The 18,764-nt window shown below is 63.6% G+C and carries 18 protein-coding genes and 1 riboswitch; of the genes, 11 read left to right on the top strand and 7 right to left on the bottom strand.

Annotation, left to right across the window (positions count from 1 at the left end; translation table 11 throughout):
- The first annotated feature begins 16 nt into the window (after nt 1-16).
- Entirely contained in the window at nt 17-1,414 is a 1,398-nt protein-coding gene (locus HU748_RS03615) for an efflux transporter outer membrane subunit (RefSeq protein WP_186719220.1), read from the top strand.
- Nucleotides 1,415-1,457: 43 nt separating this feature from the next.
- Here the strand turns inward: HU748_RS03615 and HU748_RS03610 are convergent, their stop codons facing one another.
- From HU748_RS03610 to HU748_RS03595, 4 genes are all read right to left on the bottom strand, one after another.
- The gene (locus tag HU748_RS03610) at nt 1,458-2,438 is read right to left on the bottom strand and encodes an LLM class flavin-dependent oxidoreductase (protein ID WP_186719219.1); all 981 of its coding nucleotides are present in this window, start codon (nt 2,436-2,438) and stop codon (nt 1,458-1,460) included.
- Nucleotides 2,439-2,542: 104 nt separating this feature from the next.
- Nucleotides 2,543-3,454, bottom strand: a complete 912-nt coding sequence (locus HU748_RS03605; RefSeq protein ID WP_186665023.1) for a LysR family transcriptional regulator — start codon at nt 3,452-3,454, stop codon at nt 2,543-2,545.
- Between the two features lie 28 nt (nt 3,455-3,482).
- The gene (locus HU748_RS03600; RefSeq protein WP_346655456.1) at nt 3,483-4,175 is read right to left on the bottom strand and encodes a TraX family protein; all 693 of its coding nucleotides are present in this window, start codon (nt 4,173-4,175) and stop codon (nt 3,483-3,485) included.
- A gap of 23 nt (nt 4,176-4,198) precedes the next feature.
- Nucleotides 4,199-5,284: a metal-dependent hydrolase gene (locus HU748_RS03595; protein ID WP_186719217.1), complete on the bottom strand. Its 1,086-nt coding sequence runs from the start codon at nt 5,282-5,284 to the stop codon at nt 4,199-4,201.
- A gap of 190 nt (nt 5,285-5,474) precedes the next feature.
- Here HU748_RS03595 and HU748_RS03590 point away from each other — a divergent pair, with 190 nt between their 5' ends.
- Nucleotides 5,475-6,359, top strand: a complete 885-nt coding sequence (locus HU748_RS03590) for an alpha/beta hydrolase (protein ID WP_186665029.1) — start codon at nt 5,475-5,477, stop codon at nt 6,357-6,359.
- 15 nt (nt 6,360-6,374) lie between these two features.
- Here HU748_RS03590 and HU748_RS03585 read toward each other — a convergent pair whose 3' ends face one another.
- Entirely contained in the window at nt 6,375-7,106 is a 732-nt protein-coding gene (locus tag HU748_RS03585; RefSeq protein WP_186719216.1) for a hypothetical protein, read from the bottom strand.
- 169 nt (nt 7,107-7,275) lie between these two features.
- Nucleotides 7,276-7,498, top strand: a riboswitch (cobalamin riboswitch).
- A 98-nt stretch (nt 7,499-7,596) separates the two neighbouring features.
- On the opposite strand from HU748_RS03585, the gene HU748_RS03580 reads away from it, so the two are divergent.
- The 7 genes from HU748_RS03580 to HU748_RS03550 all read left to right on the top strand — a co-directional run bounded on the left by HU748_RS03580 (nt 7,597) and on the right by HU748_RS03550 (nt 14,091).
- Complete coding sequence (locus HU748_RS03580; RefSeq protein WP_063545029.1) at nt 7,597-7,782, top strand: CbtB-domain containing protein; 186 nt, start codon at nt 7,597-7,599, stop codon at nt 7,780-7,782.
- Nucleotides 7,783-7,792: 10 nt separating this feature from the next.
- A complete protein-coding gene (locus HU748_RS03575) occupies nt 7,793-8,482 on the top strand; it encodes a CbtA family protein (RefSeq protein ID WP_186719215.1) in 690 nt (229 codons plus the stop codon).
- A complete protein-coding gene (locus HU748_RS03570; protein WP_186665035.1) occupies nt 8,482-8,874 on the top strand; it encodes a cobalamin biosynthesis protein in 393 nt (130 codons plus the stop codon). Before HU748_RS03575 ends, HU748_RS03570 begins: the two co-directional genes overlap by 1 nt.
- A gap of 31 nt (nt 8,875-8,905) precedes the next feature.
- Complete coding sequence (gene cobM, locus HU748_RS03565) at nt 8,906-9,658, top strand: precorrin-4 C(11)-methyltransferase (protein ID WP_186665036.1); 753 nt, start codon at nt 8,906-8,908, stop codon at nt 9,656-9,658.
- Nucleotides 9,659-9,721: 63 nt separating this feature from the next.
- Nucleotides 9,722-9,973: a DUF1272 domain-containing protein gene (locus HU748_RS03560; protein ID WP_186719214.1), complete on the top strand. Its 252-nt coding sequence runs from the start codon at nt 9,722-9,724 to the stop codon at nt 9,971-9,973.
- A 219-nt stretch (nt 9,974-10,192) separates the two neighbouring features.
- Nucleotides 10,193-10,807, top strand: coding sequence for a response regulator transcription factor (locus tag HU748_RS03555; RefSeq protein ID WP_186665040.1), 615 nt, complete (start codon nt 10,193-10,195; stop codon nt 10,805-10,807).
- Between the two features lie 11 nt (nt 10,808-10,818).
- On the top strand, nt 10,819-14,091 hold the full coding sequence (locus tag HU748_RS03550; protein WP_186719212.1) for a transporter substrate-binding domain-containing protein: 3,273 nt from the start codon (nt 10,819-10,821) through the stop codon (nt 14,089-14,091).
- On the opposite strand, the gene HU748_RS03545 is transcribed toward HU748_RS03550, so the two are convergent.
- Both HU748_RS03545 and HU748_RS03540 read right to left on the bottom strand, forming a co-directional pair.
- Nucleotides 14,066-15,385 (bottom strand): PAS domain-containing methyl-accepting chemotaxis protein, encoded by a 1,320-nt coding sequence (locus HU748_RS03545; RefSeq protein ID WP_186719210.1) that lies wholly within the window; start codon nt 15,383-15,385, stop codon nt 14,066-14,068. The genes HU748_RS03550 and HU748_RS03545 overlap by 26 nt on opposite strands.
- A gap of 127 nt (nt 15,386-15,512) precedes the next feature.
- The gene (locus tag HU748_RS03540; RefSeq protein WP_186665046.1) at nt 15,513-16,532 is read right to left on the bottom strand and encodes a LacI family DNA-binding transcriptional regulator; all 1,020 of its coding nucleotides are present in this window, start codon (nt 16,530-16,532) and stop codon (nt 15,513-15,515) included.
- 196 nt (nt 16,533-16,728) lie between these two features.
- Between HU748_RS03540 and HU748_RS03535 the strand changes: the two genes are divergently transcribed.
- Entirely contained in the window at nt 16,729-17,268 is a 540-nt protein-coding gene (locus tag HU748_RS03535; protein ID WP_186665048.1) for a gluconokinase, read from the top strand.
- Nucleotides 17,269-17,379: 111 nt separating this feature from the next.
- A complete protein-coding gene (locus tag HU748_RS03530) occupies nt 17,380-18,732 on the top strand; it encodes a GntP family permease (protein ID WP_186665050.1) in 1,353 nt (450 codons plus the stop codon).
- Nucleotides 18,733-18,764: the final 32 nt, after the last annotated feature.

Raw genomic sequence — 18,764 nt, 5'->3', positions numbered from 1 at the left:
CCCCAGAGAACCCGCGATGCCCAAATACTCTGCTGCCTTGTTGGCGGTGTTGCTGACCGGCTGCACCCTGGCCCCCGACTATCAACGCCCCGCCCTGCCTGTCGCCCCTGAATTTCCCTTGGGGGAGACCACCCAGGGCGACATGACGCACGGCCATCAGCACGACGACTGGCACGAAGTGTTCCAGGATCCGTTGCTACGCCAATTGATCGATAACGCATTGCTCAACAACCGCGATCTGCGCGTCGCAGCGCTCAACGTCGAAGCCTATCGCGCGCAGTTTCGTATCCAGCGCTCGGAGTTGCTGCCCAAGGTGTCCGCCGACGCCAAGGGCCAGCGTCAGTACCTGCCGAGGCGCATGACCGGAACCGGTGAAGGCGCCATTACCCAGACCTACGCCGCCACGCTCGGGGTGAGCGCTTATGAGCTTGACCTGTTCGGCCGCCTGCGCAGCCTGAGCGACAAGGCCTTGCTGACCTACCTCGCCAGCGAACAGGCCCGACGCAGTGTGCAACTGGGGTTGGTGGCCAGCGTGGCCAGCAGCTACATGACCTGGCGTGCCGACCTGGAACTGCTCGAACTGTCACGCCAGACCCTGATCGCCGACCAGGAAAGCCTGCGCCTGACCCAAGGTCAGCGCCGCGCCGGCACTGCGTCGGCATTGCAGCAGATCCAGGCGCAGACCAGCGTCGACACCGCCCGTGCTGCAGTAGCGCGCTACCAGCGCCAGGTTGCCCAGGATATCAACCAGCTGACCCTGCTGGTCGGCGCGCCCCTCGATGAGCGCACGCCCAGCTTGCCGCTAGCCTCGCCACAGATCGTCGGTTTGCCAGCCGGCCTGCCCTCGGCACTGCTGCAGCGTCGCCCGGACATCCTCGAAGCCGAATACCAGTTGCGCGCCGCCAATGCCGACATCGGTGCTGCACGGGCGGCATTCTTCCCCAGTATCAGCCTGACCGCCAACGCTGGCAGCAGCAGTCGCGAGTTGTCCGGGCTGTTCGACGGCGGCACCGGAACCTGGTTGTTCCAGCCGCAGATCAACCTGCCACTGTTCACCGCCGGCAGCCTGCGGGCCAGCCTGGACTATGCACGCCTGCAAAAGGAAATCGAGGTCGCCCGCTACGAGAAATCGATTCAGGGCGCGTTCCAGGAGGTGTCTGACGGTCTGGCCGCGCGCGCCACGTATGAGCGGCAACTGGTGGCCCAACGCGACCTGGTGGCCTCTACCCAGCGTTACTACGACCTGGCCCGCAACCGCTACCGCATTGGCGTGGACAGCAGCCTGACCTTTCTCGACGCCCAGCGCTCGCTGTTCAGCGCTCAGCAGGGGTTGATCAACGACCGGCTGGCGCAACTGCTGGCAGAGGTGAACCTCTATGCCGCGCTGGGCGGGGGCTGGAAAGACGCACAGTGAAGGCCGGCAATGGCAGGCCGTGCTTTGGCGCCTGCCACCCCGTTCAGTTCAGGTCGGCAAGGGCCTGCGCCGCATACGCGTGAGAGCGCAGGCGCGCCAACGGGTCATGGATCCGGCAATCGATCATCAACTCATCGGCGCCAGTCTGTTCGATCAGTGCGCGCAACCCAGCCCTCACCCGCTGCGGTCCACCGACTACGGTACAGGCCATCACCTGCTCCAGCACCGCTCGTTCATGGCCCGGCAAACCCTGGACATAACCTTCCTGCGGCAAGGGCAGCAGGCCATGACGTCCGACATGCAGATCGAGCATCCATTTGCGGTGCGAGCTGGCGAGGTAATCGGCTTCGGCATCGCTGGCTGCAGCGAACAGATTCATGCCCACCATGACGTAGGGCTTGGCCAGTTGCGCCGAGGGTTGGAAGTTCGCGCGGTAATGGGCGATGGCCTGCAACAGGTAGCGCGGGGCGAAATGAGAGGCGAAGGCATAAGGCAAGCCGAGCCGGGCCGCAAGGTCGGCACCGAACAGGCTGGAGCCCAATATCCACACCGGCACCTCGTGCTTGCCCGGCACCCCGCGCACCGATCGCTGGCCGTTGTCGGCCAGGTAGTCGCGCAGCTCGGCAATATCCTGGCCAAAGTCACGCTCGGGCGCGACGCCGCGCAACGCACGTACGGTCGGCCCGGAACTGCCTGGGGCACGTCCCAGCCCCAGGTCGATGCGCCCCGGATGCAAGGTATCAAGCGTACCGAACTGCTCGGCAACCACCAGCGGGGCATGATTGGGCAGCATGATGCCACCGGCACCCACGCGAATATGCCGCGTGGCATTGGCGATCTCGTTGATTACCAGCGCGGTGGCGGCAGAGCCGATGCCGGGCATGTCATGGTGTTCGGCGATCCAGTATCGAGCGTAACCGTGCTGCTCGACGTGACGTGCCAGTTGGCGGGATTCCTCGATCGCATCGGCCAGGGTCTTGCCCTCGCCGATCATGACCAGGTCCAGGACAGACAACGCAGTCATGGCGTCTCCATAAGTCGTGACGGGTATGACTGCACAGTGTCCCGGGCCACGCCTGAGCGATAAACCGCAAGGCGGGCCCTACACCCGGTCCCTCCATTCCCCAATCAGTGTTCCCACGGCACTCCGTGCTCCCACCGGGCGACCAGCAGGTCGATGAAGCCTCGCACCCGCGGCGACAAGTGGCGCTTGCTGGGGTAGACGATACGAATCGGGTCGGCCGGCGGCCGGAAACCTGCGAGCACTTCGACCAGCGTTCCGGCGCGCAAGTCGTTGCCGGTGATGTAGGTGGGTAGATGGATAAGCCCGAAACCGGCGCGGGCGCCATCGAGCATGGCCTCGGAGCTGTCGATGTTCAAGCGCCCGGGCTCTTCGCACAGGTGCAGCCCTTCATCGGTGTGGAAACGCCAGGGGCTGGCCTTCTCGCCCGCCAGAAAAGCAATCTTGTCGTGCCCATAGAGGTCTGCCGGTACCTGGGGCACACCATGGCGCTGCAGGTACTCGGGCGCAGCGCAGGTGACGAACTGCTGCCACGCCACGGTACGCGTCAGCAGTTGCGAGTCCTCCTTGGGCGCACCGATGCGCACGGCAACGTCCACCCCCTCCTCCACCAGATCGACGAAACGGTCAGTGAAGCGAATATCGGCGCGCAGTTCCGGCCATTGCTTGAGGTAGACATCCAGGATCGGCAGCACGTGACGCTGGCCGAACGACAGCGGGGCCGTCAGGCGCAGGGTGCCTGTCGGTCGTCCGCGGCGCTGGGCCATGGTGGTCTCGACTTCGTCCAGGTCTTCGAGGATCTGCCGCCAGCGTTCGAACGCCACTTGGCCTTCATCGGTCAGGCTCAGTTTGCGCGTGGTGCGGTTGAGCAGGCGTACCGCCATGCGCGATTCGAGGCGTGCGATGCTCTTGCCCACCGCCGAGCGGGTCAGGCCCAGGCTCGCGGCGGCTGCAGTGAAGCTGCCGGCCTTCACGGCACTGACGAAGGCTGCGATGTCGCCGAAGCGGTTGGGTTCCATGGGACTGTTCCTGGATATCCGAGGCTCCCTAGGATGGGGGCAGATCCAGGTATTGCAAGGCCTTGATCGCCATCAAGTGCAAGGGATAGAACCCGTAGGCCCAGCGCCCTACAGGCACGATGGACGCCCCCTGGTAGGCCAGCATCCGCAAACCCAATGGCAGCGCCATTGCAGCTGTGGCCAGCACCAGCAGGGAAAAAGGCTGCCAGGGATGTGCCCGCAACCAACTGTTGGTCAGGTTGGCGCCCATTGCCAACAGACAGGGCACCAGCCATCCCGGCCAACCTCGCGACCACAGCACCAGGCAGGCCGCCGGCAGCAACACCCCCGGCAAGCCGTACATCAGTCGATCACTGAAAACCAGCGCCAGCCCGGCACTACCGAGCCCGACAATGCGCGCAGCAGGCTGCGGGTGCCTCACCCCCCAGGCGACCAGCAGGCCAAGGGTCAGGGTGGGCATGACGTTGAGCGTATGCGAGCCATTGTCCAGCCACCGGTACGGGCCTTCGGCAAGTATCGAGAAGGCCAGCATCCAGCTCAGGTAGCGAGCGTTGGCGGGGGTGTACAGCACGCCTGGCTGGCCGCGCGCGACATGACAGGCGATGACCAGGCAGAACAGTGGAAAGGCCAGTCGCCCGATCACGAACAACCCGTCGGCACTGGGCCACAGGTAGCGCAAATGATCGGCGACCATGCTCAGGATCGCCGTCCACTTGACCAGGTCGAGCCCGCTCGAGCGGCCGTTCAGTGCCCCACCTCGGATTGCGCCGAGGGGTTCAGGTAGCGTGTGGTCCAGGCCGCCAGGGGCAGCGGAGGCTGCTGCTGGAGGATACGACGCCAGATCAGCCCCAGGTCATGGCCGTTGAACATCGCGGCACCGCCACTCCAGTTCGCCGGGGTATCGACCACCCACTGTCCCTGGCTGTCGCGGTGAGCCATGCTGAAACGGAAGGTGTAGTTACCGGGAATGCCCATGCGCAGGTCGGTTACCACCAGTACATCGCCCACCACGTCATAACGCAGCCAGTCATCGGTGAACCAGCGCAGCCGCTCGTGCAGCGCGACGCCCTCGAGCACCTTGGCGGCCTCCAGGTTCAGCGACAGGCGCTGCATCTCGGGCGGTTCGCGGTCGAACACACTGCTCACGCCCTCGTAGTAATGACCATCCGGTGTCTTGGCCAGCACCCGCCAGACCAGGCTGTTGAAGGCCATGGGCACTGCACGCAGGTGATCGACCGCAACGCCCTGGCGGCCCAAGGCCTCCTGGAAACGCTGCTCGACCGCCATGCGCCCGGCCAGCCCAAAGCCCAGATACGCCGTGCTGAACACCAGGGCTGCCGTCATCAGGGGTATCGCCTTGCCGCTCAGCCCTCGCCACGCGGCATAGATCACAGCGACCAGCAGTGGCAAGGTGTAGACCGGATCGATGATGAACACCGCCGCCCAGCTTTCGGGAATGAGCGGCAGCGGCCAGAACAATTGCGTGCCATAGACCGTGAACGCGTCCAGCAGAGGGTGGGTGACCAGCACCAGCCAGAACGCCACGAACAACCGGGGCCAACGGTATCCCTTGTCGGGCCAGCGCCTTTGCCCAACCCAGGCCACCAGCCACGCCAGCAGCAGCGCCAGACCGGTAAGGACGAAGATCGAGTGGGAAAAACCACGGTGATAGGTCATCTGCGAAACGGGGTCCGCATACCGGATCACCACATCGAGATCGGGCAAGGTGGCCAGCGCGGCGCCATACAGCAGCGAACGGCGGCCCTGGATGCGACCGAGCACCGTACCTTGCAGGGCGGCACCGAGTACGGCTTGAGTAATCGAGTCCAAGGTGAGTCTTCCATCGGCAGGGTCAGGGAAACCTACCCCTCGGCGCCCGCGGCGGCAAGCGTGCAGAGCCCCTCGATGGCACCGGGGAAACAGCTTGCAAACATGTGTCAACACCGCTCGGGAAAAATTGCCTGCAGCGAGGCCATGGCTTCTGCTAAAAACGACGATTCCCAGCAGCCTGATGACACCCATGACCGACACCCTGCTCACTCACTTCAAACGCCGCTGGCTCATGTGGCTGGCCATGGCCCTGCTGGTGGTGGGCCTGCCCGCGGGCTGCGCGGTCTTGCAGCACAAGGAGCGCGAACTGGTGTTTCGTATCGAGCCGGGCCAGGCCAGTTGGTTCAGGGGCCTGCCGGCCGACGTACAGGAACTGGACCTGCGCCCGCGCAACTTCACCGACGACCAGAGCCTGCATGCCTGGTGGTGGCCGGCCAAACGCGCCGATGCGCCGGCGATACTCTACCTGCACGGCGTACGCTGGAACCTCACCGGCCAGATGTTCCGCATCGAGCAGTTGCACGCCATGGGCTATTCGGTGTTGGCCGTGGACTACCGCGGTTTTGGCCAGAGCCGAGGCGACCTGCCGTCCGAAGCCACGGTTTACGAGGACGCCCGAATTGCCTGGGAGCGCTTCGCCCAGTTGCAGCCGGTGCCGGGCAAGCGCCTGATCTTCGGCCATTCGCTGGGCGGTGCGGTCGCTGTGGAGCTTGCCTCGGAGCTCGCACGCCAGGCACGCCAGCAAGGTAAGCCTGTACCTGCGCGCGGCCTGATTCTCGAATCCACCTTCACCTCCCTTGGCGACGCGGCGGCATCAGTGGCCGATACCACACTGCCGGTGCGCTGGCTGCTGTCGCAGAAATTCGACTCGCTGGGCAAGATCGCCGATATCGGTTTGCCGCTGCTGCTGGTGCATGGCCTGGATGATCGGTATGTGCCCCCCCGCTTCAGCGAGGCGCTGTTCGAGGCGGCCCAACAGCCCAAGACCTTGCTCCTGGTGCCGGGAGCGAGCCACAACAACAGCATGAGCCTGGCCGGCCAGCGCTATCGACGCGCGATCGAAGCATTGCTGTGAAACCACGGGTAACGATCACTGCACCGGCAGGAAATTCATCAATAACAGGCTCTGCGCGTAATTGAGGCCGATCCGTCGATAACGCTCATCCAGCATCTGCGCCAGCAGATCGAGGCGCGCCACGATCTTGCCGAATTCGACGGCAAAGCTGAGGTTGCTGCCCTCCTCCGAGATTTCGTTGGAAAACAGTAGCAACACACCATTGGCGTCCTGGCGCTGACTGAGCATCCAGGTAGCCTTTTCGATGTTGCGCGCGGCGTTATTGACGAACAGTGGATCAATCGCATCGGTGATGTAGAACTCGGTGCGCCCACCGTGGGCGGTAATCAACATGCTGCCGATGGCATAGATGAACGCCCCGACTCGATCTCCACGAAACTCCGGGCTCAAGGCGTAGCTCAGCGCCGCCAGGTCACGGCGCTCGCCCAGTTGCGGCAATGGCTGGCGCTGCTCGATGGCCTGGCGGATCTGGCGCTCGGCGGTGGCCGCGTCCAGATAGCCGGACTGCTTCCACTGATTGGGGTTGCGCAGGTAGAGCTTGTTCATCAGCAGATACAGGCTCTGCAGGTTGTCGCGCATGCACAAGGTCGCCATGCGGTCGACACTGGTCTGGAACAACTCGCTGGGATGACCATTGCCTAACTGGGTGAGTACGTCGCGCCCCTGCTGCCCGGTGCACGCGCACAGGGCGATCAAGACACCCACCAGCGACAGGCGGGCACGGCGGCGATAGGCAGGAACAGGCATCTGCACCGGGGTCCAGGGTCAGCGGCCGGGCCGGAAATCGGCACAGCCTGGCCATGCATAGAGCCCCTGAACGCCAAAAAGTGCGACGTGCAAGGCAGGTTGATGATTTCCAGTCGCTACGCCTGCGCGATTCGTAACAAGAATTGACGACCAAAGCATGGCCATGATTTCCTAATACATTACGTAGGGTGCCCCTTGCAGGGGTGAAACGGGAAACCGGTGCGTCAATGGCTCTTCATGGGCCTGACAAGTCCGGTGCTGCCCCCGCAACGGTAAGCGAGCGAGCGTCTGATCCACTGTGTCCGCAGTTCGGCATGGGAAGGTGACGCTCTCCCCAGGAGCCATGCTCCTGCTCGTCAGCCCGGAGACCGGCCCGACGTCTTGTGATCACACCCCGCGGTGGGCGGGCGCTGTTGCATGTCCCTGGGCGGTTCTCGCCTGGGGTTGCCGCGCTTCCTGTCGCCCATGAAAAAAAGCAGAGGAATGCGTCATGTCCGTCACCAGCGCCAAACACAGCATCGCAACCCCCGTCAGCCTCAGCCAGCGCCTCGTCGTTGCGGTCGGCGCCAGCCTGCTGGGCCTGTGCCTGGTGTACTTCGCCGGGTTCTCTCATCTCGAGGCGGTGCACAACGCTGCCCACGATACCCGCCACAGCGCTGCCTTCCCTTGCCACTGAGTGCCCGACAATGATCAAGCGTATCGCTCGAACTGCAGGCTTCAGTGGCCTGCTCGCCGCACTTTTGCTGACGCTGTTGCAGAGTTTCTGGGTCGCGCCCTTGATCCTGCAGGCCGAAACCTATGAAAACGCGGCGCCCACCGAGCAGCACGAACACACAGGTGAAGGTGCCGGGGGCCATAAACACGACGCAGAAGCCTGGTCGCCGGAAGATGGCTGGCAGCGGGTGCTGTCGACTGCCGGCGGCAATCTGGTAGTGGCAGTCGGTTTCGCGCTGATCCTCGCCGCACTCTACAGCCTGCGCGAACCTGGTCGGGTCAGTACTGGCGCGTTGTGGGGCCTGGGCGGCTTCGCCGTGTTCTGCCTGGCACCGACCCTGGGCCTTCCGCCTGAACTGCCTGGCACCGCCGCTGCCGATCTGGGCCAACGCCAGACCTGGTGGATCGGCACCGCCGCCGCCACTGCGGTGGGCCTGGCGTTGCTGGTCTTCGCGCGCCACTGGCTGCTGAAGGTGCTCGGCGCAGCGCTGCTGGTCGTGCCACACCTGATCGGCGCCCCTCAGCCACTGGTGCATGAAAGCCTGGCACCCGAAGCGCTGGAAGCACAGTTCAAGGTTGCCTCCTGGCTGACCAACGCAGCCTTCTGGGTTGCATTGGGGCTGCTGAGCGCCTGGCTCTACCGTCGCTCCGCGCAGGCCTGATGGCCGCGCTATATGTCGGTTTCGGCTGCCGCAGGGGTTGCCCGGCGGCGGTTCTGGAAACCCTGCTGCACCGTGCGCTGGCCGACAACGGCCTGAAGCTGGCCGCCTTGCGTGGTATCGCCAGCATCGATCTCAAGGCTCAGGAGCCCGGCCTGCGGCAACTGGCCGAGCAACTCGGCCTGCCCCTGACGCTATACAGCGCCCAGCAACTGCACCCATTCCTGCCCCTGCTCAGTTACCGCTCCGAAATGGCCTTCAACGCCACAGGCTGTTGGGGAGTGGCAGAGAGCGCAGCGCTGGCACTGGCTGACGAGGGTCAGCGCTCGCCGATCCTGACAGTCACTCGACAGGTGCTCGGTGACGCTACCCTTGCCCTGGCCAGCAACGGATAATCGCTTTTCATTTCATGTTCAAGGACTTGCCATGACGGTCTATTTCATCGGTGCCGGCCCCGGCGACCCGGAGCTGATCACGGTCAAGGGCCAACGCCTGATCCGCCAATGCCCGGTGATCATCTACGCCGGCTCACTGGTACCGCCCGCGGTACTTGAAGGCCACACGGCCAGTACCGTGATCAACAGCGCCGAACTGCACCTCGAGCAGATCATCGCCGCCATTCGCGACGCCCATGAAAAGGGGCTGGATGTCGCCCGGGTACACAGCGGCGACCCGAGCCTGTATGGCGCCATCGGCGAGCAGATCCGCCACCTGCGCGAACAGGGCATCGACTACCAGATCATTCCTGGCGTTACCGCCACGGCCGCCAGCGCCGCCCTGCTCGGCTGTGAACTGACGCTGCCGGACATCTCGCAGACCGTCATCCTGACCCGCTACGGCGACCGCTCACCGATGCCGGCAGGCGAGCAACTGGCGGACCTGGCGCGCCACCGCAGTACCTTGGCCATCCACCTGGGGGTACGCCATCTACCGCGCATCGTCGACGAGCTGCTGCCGCACTACGGGGCAGATTGCCCGGTGGCAGTGATCCACCGCGCAACCTGGCCCGACCAGGACTGGGTCAGGGGCCGCCTCGCCGATATCGTCGACGCTGTTGCCGACAAAGGCTTCCGACGCACTGCGCTGATTCTCGTCGGCCACGTGCTAGGCGACGCGCCATTTGCCGACTCGGCCTTGTACCGCGCCGGCCACGCCCACCTGTATCGCCCCGGCGACTGAGGATTGCCAGCCAGCGTCCAGCGACCGACACTGGCGCATCACTGTCCGTACCGGAGTTGCGCCATGCTCGAGCTGCGCCCCAATTGCGAATGTTGCGATACCGATTTGCCCCCCGATACCCTTGACGCGTTGATCTGCTCGTTCGAATGCACCTTCTGTCGCCACTGCGCCGAGCACCATCTGCAGGGACAGTGCCCGAATTGCGCAGGACAATTGCGGCAACGCCCGACGCGGGTCGGCACTGCGCTGATCAACAATCCCGCCTCCACGCAACGCGTGAACAAACCTCACCCAGCTTGTCTGCGCTCTACCTGAGCATCCTCACCCCATACCGGCCCGTGAGCGGCGTCGCCGCCCCACGTGCCGCTTTTTTGTAAGACTTTTCACCAACCAGTGGCGGCTTTTTCAACGCGCCTATACTCGCCATTATCAAAGCTTTCTGATGGACGTATCGTGCCTGCAGCCAGATTGGCCCTACAGACCCATTCCTGGATAACGTCAGGAACGAACATTACTTCGTACAGGAGTTTTCCCATGACCACCGTACTGATGGTCGATGATCACCCCACAGTTCGCCTTGCCGTGCGCATCCTGCTCGAACGCGAACGCTTTGATGTCGTTGGCGAGTCGGGTAATGGCATCGAAGCCGTACAGATGGCACGCCAGCTTGCCCCAAAAGTGGTGATTCTCGATATTGGGCTACCAGGCCTGGATGGCATGGAGGTGATCAAGCGTTTGCAATTGCTCGATCCTGCGCCAAAAATCATGGTACTCACTGGGCAGTCCTCCGACCTCTATGTTCGTCGCTGCCTGGATGCCGGGATCGCGGCTTTCGTCAACAAGGACGAAGACCTCGATGCCCTGTTGTTTGCGCTCAAGGCACTGGTCAAAGGTTATTCGACGTTTCCGCAGATGTCGGTGAACAGCAACACCCTGGCATCGGAAACGGTACGGCTCAACAGCCTGTCGAACCGGGAAATGGAAGTCTTGCGCAGGCTCGCGCGGGGAGAAAACAACAAGTACATAGGGACAGCCATGAACCTCAGCGCCAAGACCATCAGTACTTACCGCGGCCGAATCGGCGAAAAACTCAAGACCGAGTCGCTGGTCGAAATGGTCGACCTGGCCAAACGCAACCACGTGAATTGAGCCTCGCGCTCATGAAGCACACCCTTGGCGGCCTGCTACTGGCAGCGGCCGTCCTGCTGGTATCGGGCGCCGCAGCTGGCGAAAACGAACCCCGACAGTTGTTGGCCCGCTCGATCAGCGCCAGTGCCGCGCTGCCGCTGAGCGACAGCGACCGCCAATGGCTGCGCGAGCGCAAGGTGCTGATCCTGGGCAGCTCGCGCCCTGACTATCCGCCCTTCGAAATCAATGTCAGCCCGCACGACTACGAGGGATTGAGCGCGGATTATGCAGGCCTGATCGGCGAGCAATTGGGCATTCCGGTCGAAGTACGCCGTTTCGCCAGCCGCACGGCGGCCATCGAAGCCCTGCACAAGGGGGAGATCGACCTGCTTGGCAGCTCCAACGGTTTCGAAGCGGCCGATGCTCAGTTGTCCCTGAGCCAAGCTTATGCCGACGACCTTCCGGTAATCGTCACGCGTCAGGACCGTCCCCAACTACACAGTGAGGATCTGACCGGCCTGCGCCTGGCGATGGTCGACCACTACCTGCCGACGACGACTGTCCAAGCCCTGTACCCCGAGGCGCATCTGACCCTCTACAGCTCGACCCAGGCAGGCCTCAGCGCCGTGGCGCTAGGCGATGCCGATGCTTACATCGGCGATGCCATCAGCTCGGACTTCGCCATTGGACGGGCTTATCAAGGCCTGGTGCGCATCGACCATTTCGTCCAGACGCCTGCAGGTGCCTTCGCTTTCGCACTGGACCAACACAACGTCAGGCTGCTGAGTCTGGTCGACCAGGCGTTGCAAAGGATCACCGACAGCGAGCGCCTGAACATCCTGCGGCGCTGGTCCAGCGGCAACACCAGCCTGCTCCTTGAACGGCGCCCTTCCACGCTCACCGGTGAAGAACAGCGCTGGTTGGCTAGCGCTCCGAGGATACGGGTGCTGATTAATCCCAGCCTTGCACCGCTGACTTTCAACGACTCCCAGCAGCAACCCAGCGGCGTCACGCTGGACGTTCTCAAACAGATCACGTTGCGCACCGGCCTGCGTTTCGACATCGTCGAACGCGACTCCGTAGCTGCCATGGTCGATGAGGTGGCACGGGGCGATGCACAGATGATCGGAGCTCTGGACTACAGCACGCCACGTGCATCGCGCCTACGTTTCACCCGCCCCTACCTGGTCAGCCCGAACGTGCAGGTCGTGCGCCGCGGCAGCACTTCGTCTACCCCTCTTCAAGGGCAGCGCATCGCGCTCGTACGTGATGGTTCCCAGCATGTCGCGCTGCGCCAGCGTTATCCAGAGGCTCGGGTGGTCGAGGCCAGCAACGTGTTGGCAATGATGGAGTCGGTTGCCAAAGGCAATGCCGATATCGCACTCAGCAGCAACATCAGCGCATCCTACTACCTGACCCATGTGTTCAAGGACAAGTTGCGCATCGCCGGCTTGCAGGACGACAGTCATACAGCCATGGCCTTTGCGGTAGCGCCTGACCTGCCACAACTGCAGTCGATCATGGACAAGGCGCTGCTGAGTATCCCGCCGGAAGAACTGGACCAATTGGTCAACCGTTGGCGCACCAGCACCGTCGTCAGCGATAGCCTATGGGGCAACTACCGCTCGCTGGTATTGCAGGTACTGGTGCTTTCGACGCTGCTGCTGGCCGGTGTGGTGTTCTGGAACGGCTACCTACGCAAGCTGATCCACCAACGCAGCGAAGCACAACGAGCGCTGCAAGCGCAGCTCACACTCAGCCGCAGCCTGCTCGAACAACTGCGCGTGGCCAAAGAGGATGCTGAGCGTGCCAGCCAGGCCAAGAGCAGCTTCCTGGCAATCATGAGCCATGAGATTCGCACCCCCATGAACGCGGTGATCGGGCTGCTGGAGCTGGCACTCGAAGACAACCGTAAAGGCCGCAGCGACCCACAGGGTTTGCAGACTGCACACGATGCCGCGCTCGGACTGCTCGACCTGATCGGCGACATTCTCGACATCTCGCGCATCGAGTCCGGACACATGGTCTTGCAGCCGGTAGCCACCGACCTGGTCGAGTTGGTCCGTTCGACCCTGCGCGCGTTCGAAGCCAATGCCAGGCTCAAGGGGCTGACATTGCAAACCAGGCTCCCGGAGACGCCGGTCTGGGCCGCGGTCGATCCGGTAAGACTGCGCCAGGTGGTGTCCAACCTGCTCAGCAATGCGATCAAGTTCACCGAGCAAGGCCAGGTCGAAGTCAGTCTGAGCGCGCAGCCGCAAACCAAAGGTGTCCTGCAGGTGGAACTGCAGGTGCAGGACAGCGGCATCGGCATCAGCGAAGCCGATCAGGCCAGGCTGTTTCAGGCCTTCGCCCAACTCGACGGCCAGCGCGCGCGCCATGGTGCCGGGCTGGGGCTGATCATCAGCCGTACGCTGTGCCAGCTCATGGGCGGCGTCCTGCAACTGCAGAGCCTGCAGGGCATCGGCACCCGAGTCGATATAAGCCTGTCGCTGCCGAGCGCCGAGCCCCTGGTCGCGCAGACCACGCCTGAACCTGGCGACACCAACCTGGCCGGTCCTTTGCGGGTTCTGGTCGTAGATGACTACCCCGCCAACCTCATGCTCCTCGAAAAGCAACTCTGCACCCTCGGGCACAAAGTGCGTCTGGCTGAAAATGGCGAGATGGCCCTGGCGCTCTGGCAGGCAGAAACGTTCGACCTGGTGATCACCGACTGCAGCATGCCCGTCATGGATGGCCACGAACTGACCCGGCGCATCCGCGCACTGGAACGCGAGCGCGGCGCGCAACCCTGCCAAATCCTCGGCGTCACGGCCAACGCCCAGGCCGAAGCCAAGGCACAGTGCCTGGCCGATGGCATGGACGAATGCCTGTTCAAACCGATCGATCTGCGCACCCTCAAAGCCCATTTGCCCCAGGCGTCGACCACCGAGGCACCGCTCACCGAAGACACACCACCTGCCACTGGTTTCGACATCGCTCAGCTGCGCCATCTCACCCAGGACGACGTGGACCTGACCCGGCGTCTGCTCGAACAACTCGCCCAGAGTACCGCGCAAGATCTGCAGGCCCTGCGAGAACTGGGGCCAGACCGCACATCGGAACAGGTGAAAACGCTCGTGCACCGGATCAAGGGCGGTGCGCGCATGCTCAAGGTCAGGGGGGTGGTTCGCGATTGCGAAACACTGGAACAAGCACTGGCCGATGAAGCGCCCAGCGATGCATTGCTCGAGCGCCTGGAGGCAAACCTCCAGGGCCTGGAGCATCAGCTACGGAAGGGACTCAATGCAATTGCAGCGTCGAACTGATCTGACTGATTGCATCGACCACATGACGTGAGCCTTGCTGGATCTCCATGATCACGGTGCCGGCCTCGTTGGCCAGCTCCACGCCCAACCCCGTGCGCGACAGGCTCGACTGCATGCTGGCCACCGCCGTCAGTGACAGATCGTGGTTCTGTCGCACCACCTCGACGATCTCCAGCGTCGCTTTGCTGGTGCGCGCCGCCAGGCTGCGCACCTCGTCAGCCACAACCGCGAAACCACGCCCGTGCTCACCGGCCCGGGCGGCCTCGATGGCGGCATTGAGTGCCAGCAGGTTGGTCTGGTCGGCAATCCCGCGAATGGTCAGGACGATCTTCCCAATCAGCTCCGACTGTTTGCTCACGGCATCGATGCTGCGTGCCGCATCATTGAGCTCCTCGGAAATCTGCTCGATCACCTGCACCGTCTGCTGCACCACCTGGGTCCCCTTGCGCGCGCAGGCGTCGGTCTGCACGGAGCTTGCGTGAGCAGCATCGGCAGCGCTCTGCTGGGTGCTGACCTGACTGGTGATGTCGCTGGCGAACTTGACCACCTTGTACAGGCGGCCCTTGCCATCGAAGATCGGGTTGTAGGAGGCCTCCAGGTACACCGTCTGGCCTTGCTTGTTGACCCGTTCGAAGCGGTGGGAGTGATATTCGCCCCGGTTGAGCGATGCCCAGAACTCCCGGTACTGGGCTGATTCGCGCTCATGGGGCAGGCAGAACAATCCATGATGACGCCCCGTGACTTCCTCCAGGCGATAGCCCATGGTGTCGAGGAAATTCTGGTTGGCCGTGATCACCCGCCCTTCGGGAGTGAATTCGATCACCGCCATCGAGCGACCGATGGCCTTGAGCAGGCTTTCGCTCTCGTGCTCTTCGTTGACCCTGCGGGTGATGTCGGCCGCGACCTTGATCACGCTGGTAACCTGCTGTTGATCATCGAGCACCGGCATGTAGCTCGCCTCCAGCCACACCTCGCGCCCCGCCTTGTCGATACGCTCGAACGTACCGCTGATCGCCTTGCCCTGCCCCAACTCATGCCATAACTGCTGGTACTCGGCGCTCTTGGCATAGGTCTGGTCGCAGAACAGACGGTGGTGCTTGCCGCGGATCTCTTCGGCGCTGTAGCCCATCGTTGCGCAGAAGTTGTCGTTGGCGTCGAGGATGCTGCCATCCGGGGCGAACTCGATCATCGCCATGGAGCGACTGATCGCAGCTAATTTGGCTTCCATGCCCGCCAGTGCCTGGCGGCACCGCTGAATCTCGATCAGATCGGACTTGCGATGGTACTCGAACATGCGCCGGGCCTCCTTGTATGCGCAGGGGTTTCCTGAGCATAGATGGGCCCCGCTGCCGTGCAAGCGATCTGATATCACCTTGTGATTAGACGGTTTCGCAGAGGGCTTCGACCGCCCCCACACCCGGTCAGGTACTTTCCCGCACTACCAGTTCGAAGCCCATGTCCTGCTGCTGCTGCGCGACCCGCTTGCCATCGAGCAGGCTCAACAGCGCCTGCGCGGCACTGCGCCCCACGGCGGCCCTTGGCGTACGGATCGACGTCAGGCGCGGCACCATGTGCGCCGAGGCCGGCAGGTCGTTGAAGCCGACCATCGCCACCTGCCGCGGCACCTCTACACCTTGGCGCAGCGCCTGGAGCACTGCGCCCTGAGCCAGGTCGTCGTTGCAGAAGAACAGGCCATCGACGTCCGGTGCCTTGGCCAGCAAACGACTGAACAGCTCGCCCCCAAGGCCGATCGATGAGGGTTGTGGGTCCAGCATCTCCAGCTCCGGTGCCTGCAAGCCCGCTTCCAGCAGCGCCTGGCGAAAACCCTCGGCGCGCTGCATCACCCTCGGATCGAGCTGCGCAGCGATGAAGCCCAGGCGCCTGCGCCCGCGTTCGATGAGGTGGCGAGCCGCGGCATGCCCAGCCTGCTGCTGGGAGAACCCCACCGACAACGCGCCCGGCTCCCCGCCAAGCTCCATCATGTGTACACAGGGCACACCGCTGGCGGCGAGCATCTGTCGCGAAGCGTCGCTGCGCTCGAACCCGGTCAGCAGGATGCCGCAGGGCTGATAGGCGAGGTAGTTGCGGATCAGGTTCTCTTCCTCGGCGCTGTCGTAGTGATAGTTGCCGATCAGCACTTCCAGCCCGCGTGGACGCATCACCTCGTGAATCGCCTCCAGGGTGTCGATGAACAGTTGGTTGGACAGGGACGGAATCAGTACCACCACCGACTGGCTGCGCGCCGACGCCAGGGCCCGGGCGGCCGGATTGGCCACGTAGCCCAGGCTCGCGGCGGCGGCAATGACCTTTTCCACCAGCTCCGGTGCAACCGTGCTGACGCCGCGCAGCGCGCGCGAAGCGGTAATGGGAGAAACCCCTGAAAGTCTGGCGACTTCGGCCAGAGTGGGACGACCTGTGGTGCGGGAGCCGGTGCGGGTCATGAATGTTGTAATTTTACTACTTGCAAGAAGTGGGAACGGTCACTAAGGTAGCGCTGTCTCAGAACGCAGGCAACGTAATAATTGCCGCAGCGTCCATACTGCGTATCACAAGATCAATAACACCCGGGAGGGTGGCGCCTGCACCCACTGCTCGTCGAGCGTGAGACAGCGCTGTCTTACCCCGCAGGAGGTATCGATGAACCTTTCCCCTCGCGCCATCGTGGTCATGGGCGTGGCAGGCTGCGGCAAAAGCTGCGTCGGCCAGGCCATTGCTACGCGTAGCGGCGGACGCCTGATCGAGGGCGACGCCTTCCACCCTGCCGAAAACATCGAGAAGATGAGCGCCGGCATCCCCCTCGACGACAACGACCGTGCCGGTTGGCTGGTACGCCTGGGCGAAGAATTGCAGGCCATTCTCCAGGCCGGCGAACGCCCGATCCTCACCTGCTCGGCGCTCAAGCGCCGCTACCGCGACACCCTGCGCCAGGCCGTGCCAGGCCTGGGCTTCGTCTTTCTCGAATTGAGCCCTGAGGAGGCCGAGAAACGGGTGCTCGCCCGCCCCGGCCATTTCATGCCCGCCAGCCTGATCGCCAGCCAGTTTGCGACCCTTGAAGCACCGTTTGGCGAACCGCTCACGCTGGCGCTGGACGCCACGCGCCCGATCGAGGCACTCGCCGAATCCGTGCATGACTGGCTAAAGCCCTGCGGTGACCGGCCTCTGGCGCGAACTGCCTGACCCGGCGGTTTCCCGGCTCACCAAAGACAGCGCTGTCTCGACGCCTGCGAGCGTCAAAAGTTCACTCAAGCTCCGCCATTACAACAACGACAAGACCGAGGCATAGACCCCATGTTCGGACTGGCTACTGATACCTACCTGTTGCTCGACGCGCTGGTTACCATCGTCGGGCTCATCCTGCTGATCACCCATTTCAAGGTTCATCCCTTCGTCGCCCTGACCCTCGCCGCAGGCTTCCTTGGCCTGACCTCCGGCATGCCGGTGGCCAAGGTCATGAAGTCGTTCCAGGACGGCTTCGGCGGCGTGCTTGGCTTTGTCGGCATCGTCCTCGCGCTGGGGACCATGCTCGGCAAGCTGATGGCCGACTCCGGCGGCGCCGACCAGATCGCACAAACGCTGATCCGAGCCTTCGGCAAGCAAAAAGTGCATTGGGCGATGATGTTCGCCGCGTTTCTGGTGGGCATCCCACTGTTCTTCGAGATCGGCTTCGTGCTGTTGATCCCGCTGGTGTTCATCGTCGCCCGCCGCTCCGGGGTGTCGCTGGTGAAGATCGGCATCCCACTGCTGGCAGGGCTCTCGGTGGTGCATGGCCTGGTGCCGCCGCACCCAGGGCCATTGCTGGCGATCGGCATCTTCCATGCCGACATCGGCAAGACCATCTTCTACGGCCTGCTGGTGGCGCTGCCCACGGCAGTCATCGCCGGGCCGCTGTTCGGTAATTTCATCTCCCGCTATATCCCCGGCAACCCGTCCCAGGAGCTGATGGACCAGATCGCCCGCGAGTCCGACCAGAGAAACCTGCCAAGCTTCACCATCACCTTGGTCACCGTGCTGTTGCCGGTGGCGCTCATGCTGCTCAAGACCTTCGCCGATGTGGTGCTGCCCACCGACCATATCGTGCGCCAGTGGATGGACCTGATCGGCCACCCCATCAGCGCGTTGCTCGCCGCCTTGCTGCTGGCGTTCTACACCTTCGGCTCGGCCCGCGGCTTCAGCCGCCAGCAGATCATGAAGATGCTCGACCAGAGCCTGGCGCCCACCGCGGCAATCGTGCTGATCGTCGGTGCAGGCGGCGGCTTCAAGCAGATGCTGGTGGACACCGGCGTCGGCAACGTGATCGGGCAGATGGCCGTGCAAGCCGAGATTTCACCGATCATGCTCGCCTGGTTGGTGGCGGCGGTGATCCGTATCGCCACAGGTTCGGCCACCGTGGCGACCATCACCGGCGCCGGTATCGTCGCGCCGGTGATCGAGCTGGTGCCGGGAGTCAACCGTGAGTTGCTGGTACTGGCCACCGGCGCTGGTTCGCTGATTCTGTCCCACGTCAACGATGCCGGGTTCTGGCTGGTCAAGCAGTACTTCAACATGACCGTGGCCGAGACCTTCAAGACCTGGAGCATGATGGAGACCATCCTGTCCGTGGTCGGCATCATCTTCATCATGCTGTTGTCGATGGTGGTGTGACCGCCGGTCGGGGTAATGGCACCTTGCTAAGC

It is taken from the genome of Pseudomonas sp. RW3S2 (assembly GCF_014268955.1).
Lineage (GTDB): Bacteria > Pseudomonadota > Gammaproteobacteria > Pseudomonadales > Pseudomonadaceae > Aquipseudomonas > Aquipseudomonas wayambapalatensis.
Note: the sequence above shows the minus strand (reverse complement) of the source record. Positions and strands in the feature narration are given on the sequence as shown.